This window comes from Mesorhizobium sp. M0808 (assembly GCF_040320025.1).
Classification (GTDB): domain Bacteria; phylum Pseudomonadota; class Alphaproteobacteria; order Rhizobiales; family Rhizobiaceae; genus Mesorhizobium.
In genome coordinates this window covers 205,138-227,073 of sequence record NZ_JAMYOX010000003.1, presented here as the reverse complement: position 1 = coordinate 227,073, position 21,936 = coordinate 205,138, and the positions used below count along the sequence as shown (strand labels likewise).

General features: G+C 61.0%; 23 protein-coding genes. 14 read left to right on the top strand and 9 right to left on the bottom strand.

Translation table 11 applies throughout. The annotated features are described in order from the left end of the window. Nucleotides 1-396 precede the first annotated feature (396 nt). Nucleotides 397-1,572, top strand: a complete 1,176-nt coding sequence (locus NKI25_RS06800; RefSeq protein ID WP_352998286.1) for a COG3904 family protein — start codon at nucleotides 397-399, stop codon at nucleotides 1,570-1,572. A 292-nt stretch (nucleotides 1,573-1,864) separates the two neighbouring features. Here NKI25_RS06800 and NKI25_RS06795 read toward each other — a convergent pair whose 3' ends face one another. The 6 genes from NKI25_RS06795 to NKI25_RS06770 all read right to left on the bottom strand — a co-directional run bounded on the left by NKI25_RS06795 (nucleotide 1,865) and on the right by NKI25_RS06770 (nucleotide 6,650). Then, entirely contained in the window at nucleotides 1,865-2,197 is a 333-nt protein-coding gene (locus tag NKI25_RS06795; RefSeq protein WP_352998285.1) for a hypothetical protein, read from the bottom strand. A gap of 132 nt (nucleotides 2,198-2,329) precedes the next feature. Then, nucleotides 2,330-2,542 carry a hypothetical protein gene (locus tag NKI25_RS06790; protein WP_352840821.1) on the bottom strand — a complete coding sequence of 71 codons (213 nt, stop codon included), beginning with the start codon at nucleotides 2,540-2,542 and terminating at the stop codon, nucleotides 2,330-2,332. A 9-nt stretch (nucleotides 2,543-2,551) separates the two neighbouring features. Further along, nucleotides 2,552-2,728: a helix-turn-helix domain-containing protein gene (locus NKI25_RS06785; protein ID WP_352840818.1), complete on the bottom strand. Its 177-nt coding sequence runs from the start codon at nucleotides 2,726-2,728 to the stop codon at nucleotides 2,552-2,554. A 138-nt stretch (nucleotides 2,729-2,866) separates the two neighbouring features. Then, on the bottom strand, nucleotides 2,867-3,400 hold the full coding sequence (locus NKI25_RS06780; RefSeq protein ID WP_352840815.1) for a hypothetical protein: 534 nt from the start codon (nucleotides 3,398-3,400) through the stop codon (nucleotides 2,867-2,869). A gap of 147 nt (nucleotides 3,401-3,547) precedes the next feature. Then, complete coding sequence (locus NKI25_RS06775; RefSeq protein WP_352998284.1) at nucleotides 3,548-4,729, bottom strand: site-specific integrase; 1,182 nt, start codon at nucleotides 4,727-4,729, stop codon at nucleotides 3,548-3,550. Between the two features lie 853 nt (nucleotides 4,730-5,582). Then, nucleotides 5,583-6,650, bottom strand: a complete 1,068-nt coding sequence (locus NKI25_RS06770) for an adenylate/guanylate cyclase domain-containing protein (RefSeq protein ID WP_352574817.1) — start codon at nucleotides 6,648-6,650, stop codon at nucleotides 5,583-5,585. A 116-nt stretch (nucleotides 6,651-6,766) separates the two neighbouring features. Here NKI25_RS06770 and NKI25_RS06765 point away from each other — a divergent pair, with 116 nt between their 5' ends. From NKI25_RS06765 to tolA, 4 genes are all read left to right on the top strand, one after another. After that, nucleotides 6,767-7,207, top strand: coding sequence for an SRPBCC family protein (locus tag NKI25_RS06765; RefSeq protein ID WP_352574819.1), 441 nt, complete (start codon nucleotides 6,767-6,769; stop codon nucleotides 7,205-7,207). Nucleotides 7,208-7,625: 418 nt separating this feature from the next. Next, nucleotides 7,626-8,207 (top strand): VOC family protein, encoded by a 582-nt coding sequence (locus tag NKI25_RS06760; protein WP_352634133.1) that lies wholly within the window; start codon nucleotides 7,626-7,628, stop codon nucleotides 8,205-8,207. A 27-nt stretch (nucleotides 8,208-8,234) separates the two neighbouring features. Continuing rightward, a complete protein-coding gene (locus tag NKI25_RS06755; RefSeq protein WP_352574823.1) occupies nucleotides 8,235-9,098 on the top strand; it encodes a glutathione S-transferase family protein in 864 nt (287 codons plus the stop codon). A 365-nt stretch (nucleotides 9,099-9,463) separates the two neighbouring features. Next, a complete protein-coding gene (gene tolA, locus NKI25_RS06750) occupies nucleotides 9,464-9,868 on the top strand; it encodes a cell envelope integrity protein TolA (RefSeq protein WP_352574825.1) in 405 nt (134 codons plus the stop codon). Nucleotides 9,869-10,005: 137 nt separating this feature from the next. On the opposite strand, the gene NKI25_RS06745 is transcribed toward tolA, so the two are convergent. Beyond that, the gene (locus NKI25_RS06745; protein ID WP_023678527.1) at nucleotides 10,006-10,221 is read right to left on the bottom strand and encodes a hypothetical protein; all 216 of its coding nucleotides are present in this window, start codon (nucleotides 10,219-10,221) and stop codon (nucleotides 10,006-10,008) included. Between the two features lie 334 nt (nucleotides 10,222-10,555). Here NKI25_RS06745 and NKI25_RS06740 point away from each other — a divergent pair, with 334 nt between their 5' ends. Continuing rightward, the gene (locus NKI25_RS06740) at nucleotides 10,556-11,527 is read left to right on the top strand and encodes a DUF2865 domain-containing protein (RefSeq protein WP_352691630.1); all 972 of its coding nucleotides are present in this window, start codon (nucleotides 10,556-10,558) and stop codon (nucleotides 11,525-11,527) included. 84 nt (nucleotides 11,528-11,611) lie between these two features. On the opposite strand, the gene NKI25_RS06735 is transcribed toward NKI25_RS06740, so the two are convergent. Continuing rightward, nucleotides 11,612-11,965, bottom strand: coding sequence for a hypothetical protein (locus NKI25_RS06735; protein ID WP_352457960.1), 354 nt, complete (start codon nucleotides 11,963-11,965; stop codon nucleotides 11,612-11,614). Between the two features lie 652 nt (nucleotides 11,966-12,617). On the opposite strand from NKI25_RS06735, the gene pstS reads away from it, so the two are divergent. From pstS to phoB, 6 genes are read left to right on the top strand one after another with little or no spacing between them, the layout of a single operon-like run. Beyond that, nucleotides 12,618-13,679, top strand: coding sequence for a phosphate ABC transporter substrate-binding protein PstS (pstS, locus tag NKI25_RS06730; RefSeq protein ID WP_352998283.1), 1,062 nt, complete (start codon nucleotides 12,618-12,620; stop codon nucleotides 13,677-13,679). Nucleotides 13,680-13,738: 59 nt separating this feature from the next. Further along, entirely contained in the window at nucleotides 13,739-14,728 is a 990-nt protein-coding gene (gene pstC / locus NKI25_RS06725) for a phosphate ABC transporter permease subunit PstC (protein ID WP_352574831.1), read from the top strand. A gap of 3 nt (nucleotides 14,729-14,731) precedes the next feature. Beyond that, nucleotides 14,732-15,583, top strand: coding sequence for a phosphate ABC transporter permease PstA (pstA, locus tag NKI25_RS06720; protein ID WP_023678532.1), 852 nt, complete (start codon nucleotides 14,732-14,734; stop codon nucleotides 15,581-15,583). Continuing rightward, nucleotides 15,580-16,383, top strand: coding sequence for a phosphate ABC transporter ATP-binding protein PstB (gene pstB, locus NKI25_RS06715; protein ID WP_352998282.1), 804 nt, complete (start codon nucleotides 15,580-15,582; stop codon nucleotides 16,381-16,383). Before pstA ends, pstB begins: the two co-directional genes overlap by 4 nt. 32 nt (nucleotides 16,384-16,415) lie before the next feature. Next, on the top strand, nucleotides 16,416-17,123 hold the full coding sequence (phoU, locus tag NKI25_RS06710; RefSeq protein WP_023678534.1) for a phosphate signaling complex protein PhoU: 708 nt from the start codon (nucleotides 16,416-16,418) through the stop codon (nucleotides 17,121-17,123). A gap of 16 nt (nucleotides 17,124-17,139) precedes the next feature. Continuing rightward, nucleotides 17,140-17,829 carry a phosphate regulon transcriptional regulator PhoB gene (gene phoB / locus NKI25_RS06705; RefSeq protein ID WP_031212149.1) on the top strand — a complete coding sequence of 230 codons (690 nt, stop codon included), beginning with the start codon at nucleotides 17,140-17,142 and terminating at the stop codon, nucleotides 17,827-17,829. Between the two features lie 9 nt (nucleotides 17,830-17,838). Here the strand turns inward: phoB and NKI25_RS06700 are convergent, their stop codons facing one another. Further along, complete coding sequence (locus NKI25_RS06700; protein WP_352480860.1) at nucleotides 17,839-19,083, bottom strand: ROK family protein; 1,245 nt, start codon at nucleotides 19,081-19,083, stop codon at nucleotides 17,839-17,841. Nucleotides 19,084-19,369: 286 nt separating this feature from the next. Here NKI25_RS06700 and xylF point away from each other — a divergent pair, with 286 nt between their 5' ends. Together xylF and NKI25_RS06690 are read left to right on the top strand one after the other, a co-directional pair. Next, nucleotides 19,370-20,410, top strand: a complete 1,041-nt coding sequence (xylF, locus tag NKI25_RS06695) for a D-xylose ABC transporter substrate-binding protein (protein WP_352571974.1) — start codon at nucleotides 19,370-19,372, stop codon at nucleotides 20,408-20,410. Between the two features lie 142 nt (nucleotides 20,411-20,552). Further along, nucleotides 20,553-21,917, top strand: a complete 1,365-nt coding sequence (locus tag NKI25_RS06690) for a sugar ABC transporter permease (RefSeq protein WP_352574833.1) — start codon at nucleotides 20,553-20,555, stop codon at nucleotides 21,915-21,917. Nucleotides 21,918-21,936 lie beyond the last annotated feature (19 nt).

The following is a 21,936-nucleotide window of genomic DNA, read 5'->3' as shown; positions in this document are numbered from 1 at the left end:
GTTTGCCACCACGCCCCAGACGGAACAGGCAACCTATTTCCGGAACCGATGCGTCTCCTACGGCTTCGAGCCGGGAACGCCAGCCATGGCCCAATGCATCCAAAACGAGTCCATTTCGTCTCGCGGCAGGGCATCCGCTAGAGCAAATGCGGCTTTTACCAATATGCAAAACAGTCAGCCAAAAACAACGACTTGCAATCGGTTCGGCAACACCGTGAACTGCACGACATTTTGATGTTTGAGTAGCAGCCGCCCATACACGAAAGGATTGCCGGTGCTCCCCTGCCGGTCTCGATCAAGGCGTGAACTTAAGGTTGCCATCACCAAATCTGCAACAAGGATTCGACAGTCTCGTCCGCCGAGCGCTAGACTGCCTCTTGGGGTTGTTCTTGGGCCATGTCTCGCATCTTTTCCGCTCGCGTCCTGTTGTGTATCGCACCGGTGCTGCTGGGAGCTACGTCGGCCAATGCCGGATTGCAGTTCCACGCCGGGCAGACGGATGCCGGGCTCCGCTACATCGTCGTGTCGGGTGATTTCGCTTATCAGGACGACCTTGCCGGCTTCGAGGCGCTGGCACGGTCCAATGCCTCAGTAGCGGTCACATTCCAGTCACCCGGTGGCAACATCCAGAAGGCAATGGAGCTTGGCCGCATCATTCGCAGACTCGGCCTTAATACGGCTCAGTTCAGGGCTCTCGAATGTGCTTCGGCCTGTTCTCTGGCGTTCCTAGGTGGAGTCGTGCGCTACGCTGAGCCTGGTGCCATTGGCGTTCACAAAACTTCGTTCAGTGGCGACATTCCGATAAGCACCGAGGATGCAGTTTCCGTTGTCCAGCAAGTTACCGCCGAGACCATCACCTATATGATCGAGATGGGCGTGGACCCCGCTCTGCTTCAGCTTTCCCTGCAATATGACAATGATGATGTACGCTATCTTTCCAAGAGCGAGATGGCGAAATACAAGGTCGTTACGTTGGACCTTAATGCAAGCCAGCCACCGGTCGGAAGCCAGTTACCGTCCCCGCAGCCATCGCCCCAGCCAGCACCGGCCCAGCCGCCCGTTGCCTCTTTGCCGCCAGCTTCTGAATACTCGTCACTGGCGATTCCGCAGGCCCACACCGGCCGCATTCGGCACCCTAAGGGCGCGGCCCCGCTGAAGGCTCTCGCGGATGGAAAGTCGGCCACGCTCGTTAATCTCCGCAACGGGAGCCCGGTCGCCATCCTTGGCAATGTGGCTCGCTGGTATCGGGTGCAAGCCAACGGTCAGGTTGGCTACATGCACGACACTTGGGTTTATGTGGACCAGTATGAAAGCGGACCATTTGAGCAGCGCCACATACAGGTCAAGAGCTTCGACAACCTGGCTGATGCTTCCGCCTATGTTCGCTCGGCCTCCATCCCATTGGCGGCTTATCTTGCTACAAATGGATGGTTCGCGGTTACTCTCGAGGACACTTTCGATCAGGTGGTGGCTAAGAACCTCGCGGCGGAACTGAAAGCGCGGGGCGCTATTCCTGACGACGCATACATGACGTTTGGCAACACCTATGTGCGCAAAGTCTGCTGCCGTTGAGGGAGGATATCCGTAGCCGTCTCGGAAGCCTGGCGAAGTAGGTCGCGACACTCATCAAACCGTCTCAACCATTCGCCGCGCCGCCCCAATCAGCGCGGCAATCTCTTTGCGTTGCTCGATCGCCTCACAAGTGAATCGTCCGTGACGATAAAGGCCATGAGCGGCGCCTTTGGGGGCTCCACCGCCCGCGCCATGAAAGCGACATACGCGATGTCCACGTACAGCCGGTGCTTTGCAGCCAACCCCGCTGCGCTTGCTGCGAGCCTGACAACGCGGGGCGCGGTTCATGGGGTTATCGATCATTTTCTTCAGCTACCCCGCCCCCATTGCCAACGTTGCCGACGATGGCCTGCCCGCCCTTTTCAACGTTCACGCGCTCGACAATCACGCGCTGCTCGCCCTTGCTGCGATAGCGCTTCAAAGCCTCAATCTGGGCCACATATGTACGGGAGAGTCGGTTCAATGCCCGCTCGTGCGCTTCCCTCAACTCCCACGTCTTGGCTTCTCCCATGCACATAGCACTATTCATCGTGGCAATGTGGATGGCGGCCATCTGGACACCGAGAGTCGCTTCGATCTGGTCCTTCGGCCGGAGCCCGCATACCATCGAGAGCGCGTAGTTCATGTCGCCCTGACGTACCACGCTGCCGACCTGCGCAATCTTGGCCAGTGAATCGAGAGTGCCGGCAAGGATTGTAGATCAGCAGTGCCCTTGCACGTTCTGCAGTGAGGGCCGGAAGTTGAGGACGGGGAGCCATTATCGCACCCCCAGCCCTGCCAACCGGCAGACTTCGAACGCCGTTGCCGCTGGAACTCCAAAACGGCTAGCAATGACGGCTATGGCATAAGTGCCATCGTCGATTTCAATTGCCGTTTTGGAGGGGTTGGGGTAGAAAGTAGCCGCTACAGCTTGCCTATCTACCGAGCCGCCGAGCCCTGCCAGGCCGGCGGCTTTGTCATGAATGTTCATAGCTGCACCTCACGACACAGCCGGAAGATTTTCGATATGGCGGCGAAGGCTGTCAGCCAGGATAAGGGTTCGGCGCCCTTCCTTCCGAGCTTCTATTTTTCGCGTCTTGATCAGCTCGTATAGCTTTGTCGGGCCGAGGCCGGACGCCTCCGAGGCGTTCTTGATGGTGAGAGATATTGCAGTCATTCGCTTCTCCTTTTCGTCATCGTTCACCGTTGGATGTGGTGGAACGTGGGAAAGGATCAGCGATTTTGTCGCGCTAAGTAACTGACAATGCGAGACAATTTTGGCCACACTTCGGAATCGGGATTTGTCCCGAAATGTCTAGCCTTGGCCAATTTTGGCCGAATAGAACCTTTGAATGGTCTTTTCGCTTGGCACGAGTTTCTTTCGGTCGCGCAGAAACTCCCGGATATTCTCGGCTCTCCGAGCCACCGAAAGCCCTGCGAGATCGTCGCCCATCTCTGAGATTGCATACGCAATTGCCTCGAAAGAGGCAGTCATCTGCTTGTCCTCGGTTTCCTCCGCTGTTCCGAGCGCTGTCCAGGACGACGCAAGCAGGCTTGAATCCCGCTCCATCGAAGCAACCCAGCTTTGAAGGCTGGTGAGGTCGACTTCCGCCGGATAGGTTTCGCGCACAAAGTAATGCCCACCCATCCGCATGACGGTAGGGTCGTCAGATAGATCCTTGCCAGCACTAAAAACAATGTCCCCCTTTTCTTCGTAGTGCCCTCGTCCGGCGACGCGGCCTGTACCACACGCAGCGCGCAACAAAGGCTTAGCTTTGTGGTCGGTTAAGAACAGCCGCCAGCGCATGCGCTCGACAGCCTCCAGAAACGGTATCCATTCTTGTTTCACCGCGCACCCCGCGAAGCACCATGGAGGGGACCGTGGGGAAACCGGGCGGTGCGTCCCGGCTTATCGGCTGGCCTGCCTATCCCCACGGATTCGTTCAGACCTTTTGAACCTTTTGAGGGTTCGGGTCTGAGGGCATTTGAGAAATTGTCATCCTCGCAATTTCACAACGTTGTTGCCTTCGACCGGCATAAGCTCGACCACGGCGCCGGCGGACAGATCGTCCAGCGCGTCGATGATGGCTGCCGAATAGTGAGCCTCGATCATGCGGGCGCTCGTATCGTGCAAAGCCGCGACAAGGCGCACGGGAAGGCCATTGCGGAGTTGGCGCACAATCGAGGAATGACGGAGAGCATAGGGAACAGTCTCGGCCGGTAGCTCTGCCGACTTGACGATTTCAGCCCATGGGCGGGAAAGCTCGGAAGCGTGAAGCCATGGACCGCGAGAATCGCGAACCCATTGGCCGCCATCGTGGCCTTTGCCCGCCTCCTGTTTATGCCTCCAGCGCTCCAAAAGCGGGTCGCCAGGCCGTCTGCCTGCAGTAGCTGGCCGCAGCGCTGTCATCACATCAGCGCCCACCCTAATGCCGCTGTGTGAGGTTTTCTTGACGCCTCGACCTTTTCGACTGGTCGGGACCATAAGGCGGTTCGGCTGGACATCACCAACGGCGAGGCGGTTCACTTGAGAGAACCTTGCACCTGTGGCGCTCAATACCACCACGAGCCGCAGCAGATCCCCGTCCCAACGGTCGCGCTCATCAATCACCTTGGCAGCGGCGATGATCCGGCGAATGTCCGCGTCCGGCAGTGCCGACTTGTCGCGGGCCGTAGGCGTTTCGGCATGGGATGTGGCTAGACCATTCCTGATGATAATTGCCACCTCGGCCGGCAATCGGGCGCGATGCTTCACCGCCGCCGCGTTAAGCGCTGCCTTAAGGTCATTGACGATGCGCCGAACCGTTGCGCTTGCGAGATTGCCGGGAAGCGCCTCACGCCATTTCGAAAGGTCACGCTCTGTCAGGGAATGGAGATGCTTGTCAGCAAGAGGGGCAGAGAGAACATGCCGGGTTAACCGCTGCCGGGCATCGGCGGCAGCGGCGTGCCCTCGACCCTTCCGCGAAACTAGATATGCCTCGACGGCAAGGCGCACGGTCGGCGCCGGACCATCGGCAGAAGCCAAGGCGTCGGCGCGCTTGGTTGAGACAAGCCGCGATGCAGCCGACTTAGCCTGTTCGAATGTCAGACACTCGATGCCATCTGCCTCTAGCTTGCCATCGTCGGCGGTGCCGATCGTTTCCTGCTTGTACTTCTGATCGCCCTGATACCAGCGCACCAGCCAGCGCCCGCCACGCTTCTGCTTGCGGTAGCCTAGATGGACATCGGGATTGAGCCCACGCCAATGGACGCCTTCAGCGAGCCCGGCCCTGGCGTTCCGAGTCGTCAGAGCTGCTTCCGTCAAGGTCTTTGCCATGGGCCAAATCACTGAGTCGTCAAATATCCATCAAATATACACCCGCGCGCAACCACGTACAATGGCGAAGGCACATTAGAGGCGAACATGAACCCACCATGAACAGATAAACAACAGAAGCGGACAATGGCGCGCAGTGGCGAAAAATGCGTATTATATGGTATTGCCCTCTCACGGCGGGAACAGGGGTTCGATTCCCCTTGGGCGTACCAAGTCTCTCCAAACTCTCGGCAAACCATCAATCCGATCCATCGCCTTGGGTCGCGGCGGGTTTGGCTCATTGCCGCTTCCGGCGCAGCGGAGCCGATTGCATTAGCATTGCATCGTGGGTCTTGAGGCACAGCGTTAGCGGCGCGCAGAACGTCGCGCTGAGTCGATGCCACGCGGGGAGGAGCCAGATACAGAAACTACAATCGCAAGGCGTCCATCACGCTGGTCGGCACTGCCTGGAGCCGACCTGAGCTACAGCTGCCGGCGGCGGATCGTTTTGGCGAGCTCGGCGAAGGCGCCTCTCCCTCGAAGGGTGGATGCCGGGAAGGCCCTTAGCACCCGCCAGCGAAGCTGCGCGCGACGCGCATGGCTGGGCTCTAAACGCGCCATACTCCAGTTGCAGTATCGTAGCTTCTTTGCCGTTCGAATTTCTCTCAGTCATGGCTTCGCACGATACCAAGATATGCTGCGAACGACACATCCACGGCGGGCTCAACCATTCGATCTATTCCGGCAAGCCGAAAAGTGTTTGCGCGCCTGCTATTCCTCCGAGCGGATGACTGCCCATGGCGATCATCCGCTCGGTAGTTTCTGCCTCGAACACTGTCGACGCGAGCACCGTCCGTCCCAACGGCTTGCACAGCCCTTCGATGCGGCTGACAAGATTTACAGCCTTGCCGATCGCGGTGAAGTCCAACCTGCCGGCAGTGCCGATATTCCCCCAGAGTATCTCGCCGACATGCAGGCCAATGCCATATCCGAGCTCAGGGCCGCCATTGCGGCGCCGAGTTTGGTTGAGATGATCTATCCCGGCGCGCGTGGCCTTCACGGCGCGTACCGCAGCGTCACATGCGGCATTTGCATCGCGCTCGCCAATCGGGAAAATCGCGAGGACGCCATCACCTATAAACTTGAGAACCTCACCACCAAATGCGTGCACCGCGCCGGCGACGCAATCGAACCAGGCATCAAGTACCAATACGATCTCGTCTGCATCATGAACCTCGGATAGATCGGTGAAACCTCGAAGGTCCGCGCACAGAAGCGCAGCCCGTATCGTCTCTCCCTTTACTCGACGAGAATGACCGTTGAGCACATGTGCTGCACTGCGCTTTCCCAAATATGCTTCGAGCAATGCGCGTTTCGCGGACCGTTCTGCGAGTGCGGTCATCGGAGCCGCAGCAAACCGGGAGATTTGCCGCAGCAGCTCTGACTGCGCCTCATCCGGAGTATGATCGAACGCCCACACCAAGGTCGGTGCGACACCGCCCGCTCGCTCGTCGAACACGATCGCCCGCGTCGTGCCAAGCCACTCCCGCAGCACGAGCCGGGGATCGGCATTCTGGCGGTCGGCGCCTATCCCCAAACCCTCGACCACTTCACCCCCAGGCGCTCGCCAGAGCCAGATACGGCGTGAAATGATTGGGTCGGGAGCATCCTGCGCCAGCGCGCCGGCGATGATCGGCAAGCCGTCTTCCATCAAATGCGTTGAGAGCTGCAATAGAAGTCGCCCACCGTCGCCAATATGCGCGGCGTCGTCCAGAAGGAATGAAAGCGACTTTGCGAGAAGCATCGGTAGAAGGTCACTCGGCACCGGCTTATGCTTACGCCTCGAACATCTTCTTGCAACTCCCCACATTCGCTTCAATCATGCACGGTATTCGATGCGGATGTGACCTGGAGTGAGCGATGGCGGAATCGGTTTACACAGAGATTGAGGTCGCCGCGCCACAAGCGACCGTGTTCGCGCTTTTGACGGATCCGGACCAGATCGTGCGATGGATCGGGACCGAAGCGAATTTGGATGCAACGCCGGGCGGTCTGTTCCTCGTCAATGTCGGTGGTCGCTATATGGCGCGCGGTGAGTTCACCGAGGTGATCCCGGTCCACCGTCTTGCCTACAGTTTTGGCTGGGAAGACAACGAGACCGTGCCGCCCGGCTCCAGTCATGTCGAGATCGACCTGATCGCGAGGGATGCGGGGACACTGATCCGCTTCACGCACAGCGGACTGCCGAACGCAAAGGAGCGTGACAGCCACCGAAGGGGATGGGAGCACTACCTCTCAAGGCTGAAGATCACTGCCGATGGGGGACATGTCGATCCCGACGTGCCGATGAAGAATATGTGATTTTCATCTAAGGGCCGCGGATGCCCGTAATCCGAACCAGGCGCGGCATGCGTCAGCGAGGCCCCTTTGACCTGCCGTCGCCAGACCGGCCGCTCGGGAAACCCAGCGGCCTGCGGGCCGCCGCACCATTACAGCTGCCGGCGACGGATCGTTTCAGCGAGCTCGGCGAAGGCGTCCGCGATCCCGGTGCCGCTCTTGGCGCCTGCGTGGAGTTCTTGAAACTCAGCGCTTCTGGCGCAACGCCTCGGATTGAATTAGCATCCGTTCATCAAAGCTCCGGCCGCACTCCTGCAGGATGCGGAATGCGGAGCGCAGGCGAGCGAGGCCGGGCGCGGTCACATGCCGGGCGCCGATCCAAGCGCGACTGGGCATCCGAACTTCCGTTCGGCGGCAAGACGGCGTGGCCGGGAGGAGTCAGATGCAAAAACTACAATCGCAAGGCGTCCATCACATCACGCTGGTCGGCGCCGGGCGTCAGACCTCGATCGATTTTTGGGAGGGCGTGCTTGGCATGCCTTTCATCTTCGAGCAGCCCAACCTCGACAAGCCAAGCGAAAGCCATCTCTATTTCGATCCGGGCGACGGCCGGCTGATCACCGTCTTCACCGACGAAAGCCGCACGCCGGTCAAGCGGCGCACGCCGACCGACACGGGCTGCGTCCATCATATCGCTTTCGCGGTGTCGCGCGTCACCTTTCTGCAGGCGGTTGCCCGGCTCGACGAGCGCGCCATCAAGCACAGCGGCGTCAAGGATCGCGGCTTCATGGACTCGATCTATTTCGAGGATCCGCTCGGCCTGCTGATCGAACTCGCCTCCTACCGTTTCGAACCGCCGGCGGGCTTCACCCATGCCGACGTGCTGATGCAGGCGCACAAGATCCGCGTCGCGCGCGGCGACTACAACATCGCCGAAGTGCACCTTGCCGATGCGATCCAAGCGCTTGTCGAGCGCTCGCGCACGACCTTGTCGGAGGATCGCGCACCGAAAAATCCATACTGACGACACGCCAAACAAAGGGAGGACATAATGGCAAAGACAGCAACGAAGAGTGCGAAAAAGCCCGCCGCCAAGGCAGCCAAACCAGGAGCCAAGCCGGCGGCCAAAGCCGCCGCCAAGTCAGCGGCGAAAGTGGCAAGGCCGGCGACGAAGGTCTCCGGCAGAAAGCCCGCGAAGGCCAAGGCGAAGCCTGCGAAAAAGCCGGCGCTCACGCTCAGCATGCTGAAGCCCAGCGTCAACAATATGAGCGTTCGGGTGTTTGCACGCGCCGCCGGGCTCGATCATTCCGAAACCGACGTTTGGGGCCTCACGCGCTCGCCCGAATATATGGCGCGAAACCCGGCCCATCTTACGCCGATGATCGAGGACAAGGGCCTGCCGAGAGGTGTCTTGTGGGAAAGCTGCGCCATCATGCAGTACCTCGCCAACAAGCACGGGCTGGAGAAATTATATCCCAAGGCGCCGGCCAAGCGGGCAATGATCGACAGCGCCATGTTCTACCTGATCGGGACGCTCTACCCCTATGTGGCGCGCGCCACATATCCTGTGCTGAATTTCCCGCAATATGCCGGCGAGGTCGGCCACAGCGACGCTCATCCCGACAAGAAGTCGGAAGCCCAGAAGGCCGCTATAGAAGCGATAGCCGAGCCGCTGGAGGTGTTTCACAGCTTCTTCAGGAACGGCAAGCCGTTCATCGGCGGCAAGAACCCGTCGATCGCCGACATCCGTCTGGCGGCGACGCTCGAATTCCTCGCCGTCATCGACTATGCGCTGCCCCAATGGGCAAAAGACTATATGGCGGCGATCGAGAAGAAGCTCGGCAAGGCCTATGCCGAGCCGGCCGGCGACGTGCGCGGCTATATCGCCTATGTGCGGTCGCAGGCCAACGCCTGAGGCACGTGCAGGCCGGCGATCGTCCGCACGTTCTGCGGGAGCCGGTAATGATCTGGGGTAATTCTTTCTTACTCTCCCCTGTTTGCACGGTGTGGGGAGCTTAAGGTTTCGTTAACCGAAACCCTTTCTACTGGTATCCACCTCCAGCTTGCGACCACGGATGTACTGGCGCGGATGGAAAGCAAAGGTCGGCTGCTCGCCGGCCTTTTGCTTATTTCAGCCCCTGCCGAAGTTGCGCCAGACGGCGTTTCACGACGCCTGCATGGCTGATGAAGCGCGTTGCCGGCATCTTGCCATCGCCGATGTCGGCCCTACCATCGAAGTAGTACCCTCCTCGAGGGCGGTTCAAGGACAGAGGCCCTGCCATGAAAAGCATTGCTGGAATGATGGTGATTGCAGGCGCCATGCTGGCGGGTGCAGCCGGTCAATCGAATGCAGCGACGCTCAACACCATGCCCGAGGTCGGGGCTGCCATCCAGGCGTGCTGGACCCCGCCGGCGAATGCCGGGAATTCCACCGTCACCCTGAGCTTCAGCTTCAGGCGCGATGGCACGCTGATCGGCCGGCCCAAGCCGACCGCCATCCGCGTCGCCGGCGAGGAGAAGACGCGCCAAGCTTTTGTCGACGCGGCGGTCGCGGCCGTGGACCATTGCCTGCCGTTGAGCTTTTCACCGGCGTTGGCTCAAGGCATCCCGGGCAAGGTGTTCACTCTGCAATTCAACTCGCCCAAACAAGAACAGGCTGCACCGCGAGTGAAGGCTTCGCCTTGATCTTTTCCAAAAACCGGATTCCACTTTTCGGGATCTAGTGCATGTCGCGCAAAAGTGTGCAGCGGTTTTGCGACAACGACATGCATTAGACAAGAACCTAAGCGCGTCGCATGAGGCCCGGTCGACCGCGATGCGCTTTAGTGGCGCCTTCGTCTGGCCTCGACATGTCGCGCCAGTTCCGGCATCTCGAAGACATAGTCGCTCCAGGCCGATTCCGGTATCTGGCCGGCGAGATAGCACTCCAGCAAAAGCCTCTGCTCGTGGTCGAGTGGCCTCGGTGCGCGTTCATGGTCCAACCCAAGTGAATGGAACAGATTCCTGGTCAGGTCCGCGACAGTGAAGTGGATCGACATTTGCGGTCTCCTCCTTTGGCCGCTCAACGCCGATCCCAGGGCTAAGGTTTCAGCAACGGCCGGCCGGTAACGCCGGATTGATCGCGATGCCGAACCCGCCGCGCGCATCAAAACTTCGCCGTGGCGGGCGTCCGCCGGCGTTGCTGCCGGTTCGTCTCATTCTTGAAATAAAAATGTAATATTGAATTTACACGAGTGGATCTAATACACTAGAGCTAAAGTCTCTGGTGGCGATTTGATCTACTCCAATTAGGAAAGACTGATTTAGCTAGTACTTATCCATAGTCGACAAAGAAATCCTGTTCTCGGTGCAACAAGGATAATGGTCGTTCCAATGACACGCTTCTGGCCCCTCACGATTCTGATGCTGGTGTCGGCAATAGCCGTTGCGCTCGGCACATCCTTCTCCTACGCGGATAGCTGCGGTGCCATCAGGAGCCAATTGCTTTCGGCGGGGCGCAGCGGCGGGACCAGCCCCGAGCTTGCCCAACTGCGCCGGCAACTCGCCGCGATTCAAAAGCTTGAGAGACAACGCAGATGCACGGCGAGAACGGCCGGCTTCTTCTTCAATCCCTGCGCCGACCTGGTCAGCAGCAAGGCGGAGGTGCAACGGCAGATCGCCAGACTGTCGAATTCGAGCAGGGACACGTCCGGATTGAAGGCCAGGTTTGTCGCGCTGGGCTGCGCCGCCCCCGCTGCCAAGAAACAGCCGGCGCAGCAACGCACGGCACCCAAGGCCCAGTCCGCAGGCACAACAATTGGCGGCAATCGGATGCTGTTTTGCGTTCGCTTGTCGGACGGATATTTCTTCCCCGCGCCAAAATCGCAGTTCGCCAAGAGCGACGATCTGAAGGAAATGGTCGATCAGTGTCGCTACATCTGCGACGATGCCGGCGTCGACCTCTATACGCTGAGCGACGCCACTCGCGAGACCGAGGAGATGGTCGCGCTCGAGTCGGGAAAACCCTATGTGGAGCTACCTGCCGCGTTCCGGTACCGCGACGACGCGAACTTCAAGGCCTGCGACGTCAAGCGCTATTATCGGCGCGTCGCCGAGCTCAGGGCACGAACCGTGACACCGGCCAACATGACCAATGCCATCATACCGTTGCCGACGGCAAAGCCGGATTTTGGCATCGTCGCGGAAATTCCTGAATCCGGGATCGAAACCGCCGGTGCCGTTCCGCAAGAGGCAAAAACGCAGGCTGCCGAAGTGCAGGGGGTTGCCCAGCATCAGTCGATCGAAAGAGCGATCGGCGCGCGGCCGGTGAGAGTGGTCGGGCCGGCCTTCTTCCCGGCGGACTGACCAAGGCGGGCGATGTTCCGAGACGGCCGGATCGGATAGCCGCTTCAAGGCCTGGAGCCGTGCGCATCGACCGACGTCGGCTGGTTATTCGCAGACCATGCGGGCCCGTTTGCCGGGCTCGCTGACATTCTTGCAAGTTAGCGGCTTCGTCGGCTCCGGCGACAGCATGGGCGGGTTGTTGGTGACCCTCCTCCGAGGCGCTGCAACGGAAGCCGCGCTCCTGCGCACCGCCGGCCTTTTCGGCGTTTGCGGCGCCACTGGAAAGACGTCGGTCTCCAGTTGCGACTGTTCGGCTTGCGCCTGCGGCGAAGGCCTGTCCCAGAAACGGCGAACATCGAGCGGCTTGGGAATGATGACGGTGCCGTCATAGCTGCGCGCGCAGCCGCTTCCCAGAGGCAGCGCCAGGCACAGGAAGACAGGCAGAATCCGTCGAGACATCAGCAATACCCCTGCAAGCTTATAACGCTGCTTCGGCCTAACCGACAACCGGCGGAATAGGGCGAAGGGAGTAGATACCGTGAAGTAGAGTCGTCGCATTTCCAGTCGAAGGCGTTGCTCGAAGATCCAGCGCCGGGTCGGGCGCGGATGGAGGTCCAGCGCGAGTTAGAACCTTGCGATTCGTCAACGCTTCCAGCGTAAGGCCATGGTGCGATCGCACCATACCAAAGCCGCGCTCAGTGGCGACAATGGGATATTCGAAGTTCCGCTCCTCCAGTTACGGGCGGGAGCAGCGACCGCCGGCAAGAAACAGGGTCAGATTTACCCCAACGGACCTGTTTCGGCGATGGCGCGGCCATGACACGTTCTGGCTGCATGCAACGCGCTCCCGTCCGGCTTTTTTTCTTTTAAAGCCGGTGGCTACGATCGCCGAGCAGACGATGCCGGCCGGAATTCAAGCAAGCTGCTGATTCCAGCGGCAAACCGCGGCCCATGCCGACAAAGCCCGCGGCCGCTCCTTCTTACCCGGCTGGACGACGTTACCGGAGCGACATGAAACTGTCATGCGACTGTAATAATCGGGGGCTATTGGCCTCAGCGGGCGCCGGAGGAATGGCGCCGAGAGACCATATTCCGAACAGGAGCAGGCCACATGAGACATTTCATCCGCTCGGCGGCCGTTGCGATTGCAATGGCTGCGGCGACGACCACCCTCACCCTGTCCGCCGCGCTCGCCGCGGACATCTCCGGCGCCGGCGCCACCTTCCCCTACCCGATCTATGCGAAGTGGGCCGACACCTACAAGAAAGACACCGGCATTGGCCTTAACTACCAGTCGATCGGTTCCGGCGGCGGCATCAAGCAGATCAAAGCCAAGACCGTTACCTTCGGCGCTTCGGATGCGCCGCTCAAGGGCGACGAGCTTGAAGCGTCCGGACTGGCTCAATTCCCGATGGTGATGGGCGGCATCGTTCCCGTCGTCAATCTCGAAGGCATCAAGCCGGGCGAGTTGGTTCTCGACGGCCCGACGCTGGCCGACATCTTCCTCGGCAAGATCACGAGCTGGGATGACGAAGCGATCAAGAAGCTTAATCCCGACGTCAAGCTGCCTTCGCAGGCGATCGCGGTCGTTCACCGTTCCGATGGTTCGGGCACGACGTTCAACTTCACCTATTACCTCGGCGACGTCAGCGCGGACTGGAAAGAAAAGGTCGGCGTCGACAAGGCCGTGGAATGGCCGGTCGGCATCGGCGCCAAGGGCAATGAGGGCGTTGCCAACAACGTCTCCCAGACCGGCGGCGCGATCGGTTATGTCGAATATGCCTACGCCAAGCAGAACAAGCTCACCCACACCGATATGATCAACAAGGACGGCAAGAAGGTCGAGCCCGCCACGGCGGCGTTCTCTGCGGCAGCGGCCAATGCCGACTGGAGCTCGCAGCCGGGCTATGGCGTCATCCTCGCCAACGAGCCGGGCGCCGAGTCCTGGCCGATGACGGCGGCAACGTGGATCCTGCTCTACAAGAAGCCGGATGATGCCGCGACCACCGGCGAAGCGCTCAAATTCTTCGCCTGGGCATACGACAAGGGCGACGAGATGGCCGGCGAGCTGGACTACGTTCCGATGCCCGACAAGGTGGTCGAGAGCGTCAAGGCCATGTGGGCCAAGGAAGTTGTCGGCGACGACGGCAAGCCGCTCTACTCGGCTATGTAATCTCCTCCAGGGAGGGCGTCGACGGCGCCCTCCCTGTTGCCTTTAATCGCGAGGACCCAATGACCATCGCTTCCGATGCCATGCCATCATCTGCAGCAGCCCGGGCCAGGGAAGCTACGGTGCGGCGCTTCGCGCTCACCGATGCCATATTCCGCGGACTCACCCGCGCTTCCGCAATTCTTGTGCTGGTCATCCTCGGCGGTGTCGCGATCTCGCTGTTTGCCGGCTCGTGGCAGGCGCTGTCGTCCTTCGGTTTCTCCTTCCTGACGACTGAAAGCTGGAATCCGGTCACGGAAAAATTTGGCGCACTGGCGCCGATCTACGGCACCCTGGTCACGGCGGCCATCGCCATCCTGATCGCGGTTCCGATCGGCATCGGCATTGCAGTCTTTCTCACCGAGCTCTGCCCGCGCCCGCTCAGGCGCCCGATCGGCATAGCGGTCGAGCTGTTGGCCGGCATTCCTTCGATCATCTACGGCATCTGGGGCCTGTTCGTGTTCGCGCCGTTCCTGCAGACGGCGATACAGCCCTTCATCATCAACGTCTTCCACGGCGTGCCGGGACTATCCAGCCTTTTCGCCGGCCCTCCTTACGGCATCGGCCTTCTGACCTCGGCGCTGATCCTTGCCATCATGGTGCTGCCCTTCATCACCTCGATCACCAAAGACGTCTTCGATACGGTGCCGGCGGTGCTGAAGGAATCGGCCTATGGCATCGGTTGCACGACCTGGGAAGTGACCCGGCGCGTGGTCATTCCCTATACCCGCATCGGCATCATGGGCGGCGTCATGCTTGGCCTGGGCCGGGCGCTCGGCGAGACCATGGCGGTGACCTTCGTCATCGGCAACGCCCACCGCATCAGTGCCTCCCTGTTCGCGCCGGGCACGACGATCTCGGCGACCATCGCCAATGAATTCACCGAGGCCGACGGCGACCTCTACACCTCCTCGCTGGTTTCGCTCGGCCTGATCCTCTTCGTTATCACCTTCCTGATCCTTGCCGCCGCCCGCTATATGTTGATGCGGATCGACGCCCGTACGGGAGCCTGACCGATGTCGACATCCTCATCGCTCCACAGCCGCCGCAAAGCCAGGAATTCGGTGATGATGGCGCTTTGCGTCGTCGCCGCCGGCATCGGGCTTGCCTGGCTGGCGCTCATTCTCGGCGCACTGGTCTATAAGGGCACAGCCGGGCTTTCGCTCGCGGTCTTCACCGAGATGACGCCACCACCGGGCGAGGCCGGCGGCCTGCTCAATGCCATCGCGGGCAGCCTGCTGATGACGATCATCGCCGTTGTCGTCGGCACGCCGATCGGCGTGCTGGCGGGAACCTACATGGCCGAGTATGGACGCTTTTCGCGCATCACCACCGTCGTCCGCTTCATCAACGACATCCTGTTGTCGGCGCCGTCGATCATCATCGGCTTGTTTGTCTATGAGCTGATGGTGCGGCCAATGGGACATTTCTCGGCCATTGCCGGCGCCGTTGCGCTTGCCATCCTGGTCATTCCGGTGGTCGTGCGCACCACTGAAGACATGCTCAACCTGGTGCCGAACGCGTTGCGTGAAGCCGGTGCCGCGATCGGCGCGCCACGCTGGGTGGTGATCCGTTCGGTCGCCTACCGCGCCGCATTGTCCGGCATCGTCACCGGCATATTGCTGGCGATAGCACGCATTTCCGGCGAGACGGCGCCGCTGCTCTTCACCGCGCTCAACAACCAGTTCTGGAGCAGCAATATCAACGCGCCGATGGCCAGCCTGCCGGTGACCATCTTCCAGTTCGCTCTCAGCCCTTACGAGGAATGGCAGCAACTGGCGTGGACCGGCGCACTCATAATCACCCTGACGGTTCTGGGCTTGAGCATCCTCGCCCGCAGCCTTACCGGACGCAGAGAGGACAGATGACACAGATGTTGTCCCCAGACATGACGATGGCCGAAACGGTCGTCGAGAAGACGAAGATCGAGGTCAAGAATCTCAACTTCTACTACGGCCAGAGCAAGGCGCTGAAGGACATCAGCCTGTCACTGCCTGAGCGCAGTGTCACGGCCTTCATCGGCCCTTCGGGGTGCGGGAAATCGACGCTGCTGCGTGTGTTCAACCGCATCTATGAGCTCTACCCAAAACAGACGGCCGAGGGCCAGGTGCTGCTCGACGGCAAGAACATTCTCGACCGGTCGCAGGATCTCAACCTCCTCAGGACCAAGATCGGCATGGTGTTCCAGAAGCCGACGCCGTTCCCGATGTCGATCTACGAGAACATCGCCTTCGGCGCCAGGCTCTACGAGAACCTCGGCAAGTCCGAGATGGACGGCCGCGTCGAACAGGCGTTGAAGCGCGCCGCGCTGTGGAGCGAGGTCAAGGACAAGCTCAACGCCAGCGGCTTGAGCCTGTCCGGCGGCCAGCAGCAGCGGCTCTGTATCGCCCGCACCGTGGCCGTGAAGCCGGAAGTCATTCTGCTCGACGAACCGGCTTCGGCCCTCGACCCGCTGTCGACTGCCAAGATCGAGGAACTGATCGACGAATTGCAAGCCGACTATACGATCGTCATCGTCACCCACAACATGCAGCAGGCGGCTCGCGTGTCGCGCCAGACCGCCTTCATGTATCTGGGTGAACTGGTCGAGTTCGACCGGACCGAGAAGATCTTCACGTCGCCCCGCGAGAAGCGCACGCAGGACTACATCACTGGCCGCTTCGGCTGAGCCGTTCCGATCATGCATATGAGGACAGGACCATGGGCGAACACACAGTCGCTTCTTTCGACGAGGATCTCGAGCAGATCAGCAAGCTGATCCGCGACATGGCCGACCTCGCCGGTTCGATGGTCGGCGGGGCGACCAAGGCCCTGTTGAATTCCGACAACGTGCTGGCGCAACGCGTCGTTTCCGACGACGCCATCATGGATGCGCGTCAACGCGAACTGGACGACCGCGCCATCACCCTGATCGCCAAACGCCAGCCGATGGCCCACGATCTTCGCCATGTGGTCGGAGCGATCCGCATGGCGGGCGACCTCGAACGCATCGGCGACCTTGCCAAGAATATCGCCAAGCGCGTGAGTGCGGTCGGCCTCAGCGCCACGCCGCGGGACCTGTCGCATTCCATCGACGCGATGGCGCAGCTGGTTCTCATCCAGGTGCAGGGTGTCATCGAGGAATATGCTGCAGGCGATGCGGCCGCGTTGGCCAAGCTGCGTGCCGCCGACGAGCGCATCGACGTCAAATACACGTCCGTGTTCCGCGAGCTGTTGACCTACATGATGGAAGATCCGCGCAACATCACCGCTTGCACGCACCTGCTGTTCTGCGCCAAGAATCTGGAGCGGATCGGCGACCATGTCACCAACATCGCCGAAAATGCGTATTATGTGCTGACCGGCGAGCAATTGCCGGTCAATCGTCCGAAGCAGGACGAAACGACAATGTCCGCACCGGTGACATGATGGGGGTGCCCAGCCGATGATCGCACCACGCATAATGGTGGTGGAGGACGAGGAGCCATTGGGTGTGCTGCTCCGCTACAATCTCGAATCCGAAGGCTACCAGGTCGAGGTGGTGACACGCGGCGACGAAGCCGAGATCCGTTTGCAGGAGAATGTGCCCGACCTTTTGGTGCTCGACTGGATGATACCAGCGGTTTCCGGCATCGAGCTCTGTCGTCGGTTGCGGGTGCGCCCCGAAACCGAGCGGCTGCCGATCATCATGCTGACCGCGCGCGGCGAGGAGAGCGACCGGGTGCGCGGGCTTTCGACCGGCGCCGACGACTATCTGGTCAAACCGTTTTCGACACCGGAATTCATGGCCAGGGTCAAGGCGCTGCTGCGGCGCGCCAAGCCGGAAGTGCTGTCCAGCGTGCTGAAGGTCGGCGACATCGTGCTCGATCGCGAATCGCACAGGGTCTATCGCAAGAAGAGCGAAATCAGGCTCGGGCCGACCGAATTCCGGCTGCTCGAGTTCATGATGCGGCATCCGGGCCGTGTCTTCTCGCGCAGCCAGTTACTCGATAATGTCTGGGGCGAGACAATCTACATCGACGAACGCACCGTCGACGTGCATGTCGGGCGGCTGCGCAAAGCCGTCAACAACGGCCGGATGCCGGATGTCATCCGCACCATCCGCGGTGCCGGCTATGCGATCAGGGAAGATTGACCCGCCTGGTCAGGCTACGTTCTTTCTGACGCTGGGCCTCATTTGCGCGCCCGGCGCGAAAATCTCCTGGTCGACGAAGCTTAGCGCCCGCATCGCGCAGCCTTCGCGGATCAGCGGCAATTCGTTCGGCTCTGTATCGAAGGAGATCGAGCCCGAATGCTGGCCGCCGGCGGTCTGGGCGATTGCCTTCCGCAAGGCCGGCTCGATCAGATCGAAGGCGGCGGCACTGGCGCCGACCATCGCGACCGGTGCCGGATCGATCAGCGCGAACAGCGAGCCGAGACCGAAACCCAGCGCTTCGCCGGCCTTGCGGTAGGCCTCGCGTTCCGGCCCATCTTTCTCGCGCGCCCGGGCCGCCAGTGCTCGCATGTCGGCGTCGCTGACGTCGGCGATCGGTTCGCTTTCTTCGCTCATCTGCCTGGCGTTGCGCCAGATGGCGTAGTTGCCGGCATAGGCCTCGATGCAGCCGCGCCGCCCGCAACGGCAGAGCGCGCCGCCCGGACGATGGATCATGTGGCCAAATTCGCCACCCGAGGAATGCGTCCCGGTGAACAGTTCGCCCTTCAGCACCAGCCCCATGCCGATGCCATGCGAAAGCAGGATGGCGATGAAGTCGTCGCGATAGCGATCCGGATTGCGCCAGCGCAAAGCCACCGCCATCATGTTGCAGTCGTTCTCCACCGTTGCCGGGATGCCGAATTCGTCCTCCAGCATGTCGGCAAAGGCGATGTCGGTCTGCGGCGTGATCGGCGACCACAGCATGGCGCGTGCAGGGGAGTCGGTAATGCCCTGAATCGCCAGGGCGATGCGGGCGACACTGCGGACGTCAAGGTCTGGATCCTGCAGCCGGCGCCGGACGATGGCCATGCATTCACGGATCAGCTCGTCGCGCGGCATGGTCAGCGTGTCCAGCCGGCGCTGTTCCTCGGCGACCACCTGTCCCGTATAGTCGATAATGGCGGCCGACAGGAAATTCAGCGACAACACCACGGTCAGCACCGCCGCCGCTTCCGGGTTGAGGGCGAGGCCGACCTGCGGACGACCGCGTTTCAACGAAACGGGCTCACTTGCCTTGCTCTCGGCGAGGATGCCTTCCCGTATCAGGTCGGAAGAGATCGCCGATATGGTCGAATGACTGAGGCCGGTAGTAGCTGCGATCTCAGTACGCGATGGCTGGCCGGCCCGGCGCACCGCCGAGATCACCATCGCCCGGTTGCGCCGGCGCAAATCGTCATGGCGGATTCCGACCGACATTGTTTTGCTTTCCTCCCGGTTGCCGCGGCCGCTCATGAACCGGAAGCCGTCGGTAATGTCCGACAAATAGTGTCGGACGCAGGCAAATAGTGTCAGATGCAGGTTGCGCTGTCATCGTTTATTCCGACGCTCGAAAAAACTCGCAGAGTCATTAAAATCCATCAGAATCGATGTTGACAGCAGCCGGAGATCGGGCCAGTATTTTTTCGAGGCTCGAAAAAATTAGAGCTTCTAAGCTGGTCTTTGAGCCAATTGGTCACGCCGTACGCGGCGCAGGGAGGATATGATGAAGAAATTCACGACCGCCATTCTGGCGGGTGTCGCCATGACGCTGGCGCTGGCGTCGGTGGCGCAGGCTAAAGACAAGGTCATCGGCGTTTCCTGGTCGAACTTCCAGGAAGAGCGCTGGAAGACCGACGAGGCCGCAATGAAGGCGGCCATTGAGGCCGCAGGCGACAAGTATATTTCCGCCGACGCACAGTCCAACCCCGGCAAGCAGCTCACCGACGTCGAGAGCCTGATCTCGCAGGGCGCCAGCGCACTGATCATCCTGGCGCAGGACGCCTCGGCCATCGGGCCGGCCGTGCAGAAGGCACTGGACGAAGGCATCCCGGTCGTCGGCTATGACCGGCTGATCGAGAACAAGGACGTGTTCTATCTGACCTTCGACAACAAGGAAGTCGGCCGCATGCAGGCCCGCGAAGTCTTCAAGGTGAAGCCGGAAGGCAACTACGTCTTCATCAAGGGTTCGGGTTCCGATCCGAATGCCGATTTCCTGTTTGCCGGTTCGATGGAGGTGCTGAAGGAGGCCATTGACGGCGGCAAGATCAAGAATGTCGGCGAGGCCTATACGGACGGCTGGCTGCCGGCCAACGCTCAGAAGAACATGGAACAGTTCCTGACCGCCAACGACAACAAGGTCGATGCCGTGGTCGCCGCTAATGACGGCACTGCCGGCGGCGTCGTCGCCGCGCTGACGGCGCAAGGGCTGGCCGGATCGGTTCCGGTTTCGGGCCAGGACGGCGACCACGCCGCGCTGAACCGCATCGCGCTCGGCACACAGACCGTGTCGGTGTGGAAGGATGCGCGCGAGCTCGGCAAGAATGCCGCCGAGATCGCCTCGCAACTGGCCGACGGCAAGCAGATGACCGACATTGCCGGCGTGAAGGATTTCACCACGCCCGGCGGCAATACCGTCAAGTCGCTGTTCCTGACCCCGGTCGCCATCACCAAGGACAACCTCAACGTCGTCATCGACGCCGGCTGGATCAAGAAAGAAGAGGTCTGCGCCGGGGTGACGGCTGGCGCTGTTGCAGTCTGCAACTGAGCCGACGTTTCCGAAAAGTCCGAACGCCGCGGCCGCTCGCCGCGGCGTTTTTCCAACAAGAGTTGTTTTTCCGCTTCCGGCGGATAACTTCTAGGCTGCTTCCGGCATCCGCGGCAGACGGCAACCCGGCGGGAGAAACATCATGACCGACACGACGTCCAACACGCCGGTCGACAGCACGACAGACCGGGCACGGGAATCCGAACTCGGCATTGTTGCCCGATTTCTCAAGGCAACCGAACTCGACACGCGCATGCTCGGCATGGTCGGCGCGCTGCTGGTCATCTGGGTCGGCCTGCATGTCATTTCTAGCGTACGGCTCGGCGTCAATCCGTTCGACTTCGACAGCCGGACCTTCCTGACGCCACGCAATCTCTGGAACCTGTCGGTGCAGACTTCGGCCGTGGCCATAATGGCCGCCGGAATGGTGCTGGTTATCGTCATGCGCAATATCGACCTGTCGGTCGGCTCCGCCGAAGGCCTGATCGGCGTGGTCATGGGTTTTGCGCAGGTGCATTTCCTGGTGCGAATGGTCGGTCTGCAATTAGGCAACCCCTGGATCTGGATCCTGGCGCTGGCCATCGGCCTCGCGCTTGGCCTTCTGATCGGAGCGTTCCAGGGATACATCATCGCTTATCTCGAGGTGCCGGCCTTCATCGTGACGCTGGGCGGCCTTCTGGTCTGGCGGGGTGCCGCATGGTGGGTCGCCAGTGGGCAGACGATTGCGCCGCTGGATGCCACTTTCCAGCTGATGGGCGGCGGACCGACGGGTTCGATCGGTGCGCGATGGAGCTGGATCGTCGGAATTGTCGCGTGCCTGGCGGTTGTGTTCATGCTGCTCAACGGGCGGGTGCAGCGCAAGCGGTTCCGCTTCCCGTTACGCCCGATCTGGGCCGAGACGTTCCTCGGGGCCGTCACTTGCCTTGTCATCATGGGCGCCATATGGCTTGCCAATTCCTATCCTTGGCCGGTCGGCATCGTGAACAGATATGCGGCGGCCAACAATATAACCGTTCCCGAAGGCGGGCTGTTCATCGCCCATGGCATCGCCATACCCGTGCTGATGGCTGTAGCCGTAGGGCTGATCATGACCTTCATCGCCAAGCGTACCCGTTTCGGCCGCTATGTCTTCGCCATCGGCGGCAATCCGGAAGCAGCCAACCTTGCCGGTATCAACACGCGCTGGGTGACCATGAAGGTGTTCATGATCATGGGCGTGCTGGCGACGATCGCCGCAGCGATCTCGTCAGCCAGGCAGAACTCGTCGACCAATGCGCTGGGCACGCTGGACGAGCTCCTGGTCATCGCGGCGGCGGTGATCGGCGGCACGTCGCTCGCCGGCGGCTCCGGCACAGTGCTCGGCGCCATGCTCGGCGCGCTTTTGATGCAGTCGCTGCAGTCCGGTATGGTGCTGCTCGGCATCGATTCGCCGCTGCAGAGCATCGTTGTCGGAGCCGTGCTGGTGGTCGCGGTGTGGCTCGATACCGTCTATCGCAAACGGGTCTGAGCATGATCCCGCAAGGTGG

Bases quoted from the DNA above. Each gene is read 5' to 3' on its own strand.
- xylF (WP_352571974.1), top strand. From the start codon at position 19,370: ATGAAGAAATTCACGACCGCCATTCTGGCGGGTGTCGCCATGACGCTG.
- NKI25_RS06795 (WP_352998285.1), bottom strand. From the start codon at position 2,197: ATGAACTACGCGCTCTCGATGGTATGCGGGCTCCGGCCGAAGGACCAG.
- NKI25_RS06770 (WP_352574817.1), bottom strand. From the start codon at position 6,650: ATGCTTCTCGCAAAGTCGCTTTCATTCCTTCTGGACGACGCCGCGCAT.
- phoB (WP_031212149.1), top strand. From the start codon at position 17,140: ATGATCGCACCACGCATAATGGTGGTGGAGGACGAGGAGCCATTGGGT.
- NKI25_RS06760 (WP_352634133.1), top strand. From the start codon at position 7,626: ATGCAAAAACTACAATCGCAAGGCGTCCATCACATCACGCTGGTCGGC.
- pstA (WP_023678532.1), top strand. From the start codon at position 14,732: ATGTCGACATCCTCATCGCTCCACAGCCGCCGCAAAGCCAGGAATTCG.
- NKI25_RS06700 (WP_352480860.1), bottom strand. From the start codon at position 19,083: ATGTCGGTCGGAATCCGCCATGACGATTTGCGCCGGCGCAACCGGGCG.
- tolA (WP_352574825.1), top strand. From the start codon at position 9,464: ATGAAAAGCATTGCTGGAATGATGGTGATTGCAGGCGCCATGCTGGCG.
- phoU (WP_023678534.1), top strand. From the start codon at position 16,416: ATGGGCGAACACACAGTCGCTTCTTTCGACGAGGATCTCGAGCAGATC.
- pstB (WP_352998282.1), top strand. From the start codon at position 15,580: ATGACACAGATGTTGTCCCCAGACATGACGATGGCCGAAACGGTCGTC.
- pstS (WP_352998283.1), top strand. From the start codon at position 12,618: ATGAGACATTTCATCCGCTCGGCGGCCGTTGCGATTGCAATGGCTGCG.
- NKI25_RS06735 (WP_352457960.1), bottom strand. From the start codon at position 11,965: ATGTCTCGACGGATTCTGCCTGTCTTCCTGTGCCTGGCGCTGCCTCTG.
- NKI25_RS06765 (WP_352574819.1), top strand. From the start codon at position 6,767: ATGGCGGAATCGGTTTACACAGAGATTGAGGTCGCCGCGCCACAAGCG.
- NKI25_RS06755 (WP_352574823.1), top strand. From the start codon at position 8,235: ATGGCAAAGACAGCAACGAAGAGTGCGAAAAAGCCCGCCGCCAAGGCA.
- NKI25_RS06785 (WP_352840818.1), bottom strand. From the start codon at position 2,728: ATGACTGCAATATCTCTCACCATCAAGAACGCCTCGGAGGCGTCCGGC.
- NKI25_RS06790 (WP_352840821.1), bottom strand. From the start codon at position 2,542: ATGAACATTCATGACAAAGCCGCCGGCCTGGCAGGGCTCGGCGGCTCG.
- NKI25_RS06690 (WP_352574833.1), top strand. From the start codon at position 20,553: ATGACCGACACGACGTCCAACACGCCGGTCGACAGCACGACAGACCGG.
- NKI25_RS06745 (WP_023678527.1), bottom strand. From the start codon at position 10,221: ATGTCGATCCACTTCACTGTCGCGGACCTGACCAGGAATCTGTTCCAT.
- NKI25_RS06800 (WP_352998286.1), top strand. From the start codon at position 397: ATGTCTCGCATCTTTTCCGCTCGCGTCCTGTTGTGTATCGCACCGGTG.
- NKI25_RS06740 (WP_352691630.1), top strand. From the start codon at position 10,556: ATGACACGCTTCTGGCCCCTCACGATTCTGATGCTGGTGTCGGCAATA.
- pstC (WP_352574831.1), top strand. From the start codon at position 13,739: ATGACCATCGCTTCCGATGCCATGCCATCATCTGCAGCAGCCCGGGCC.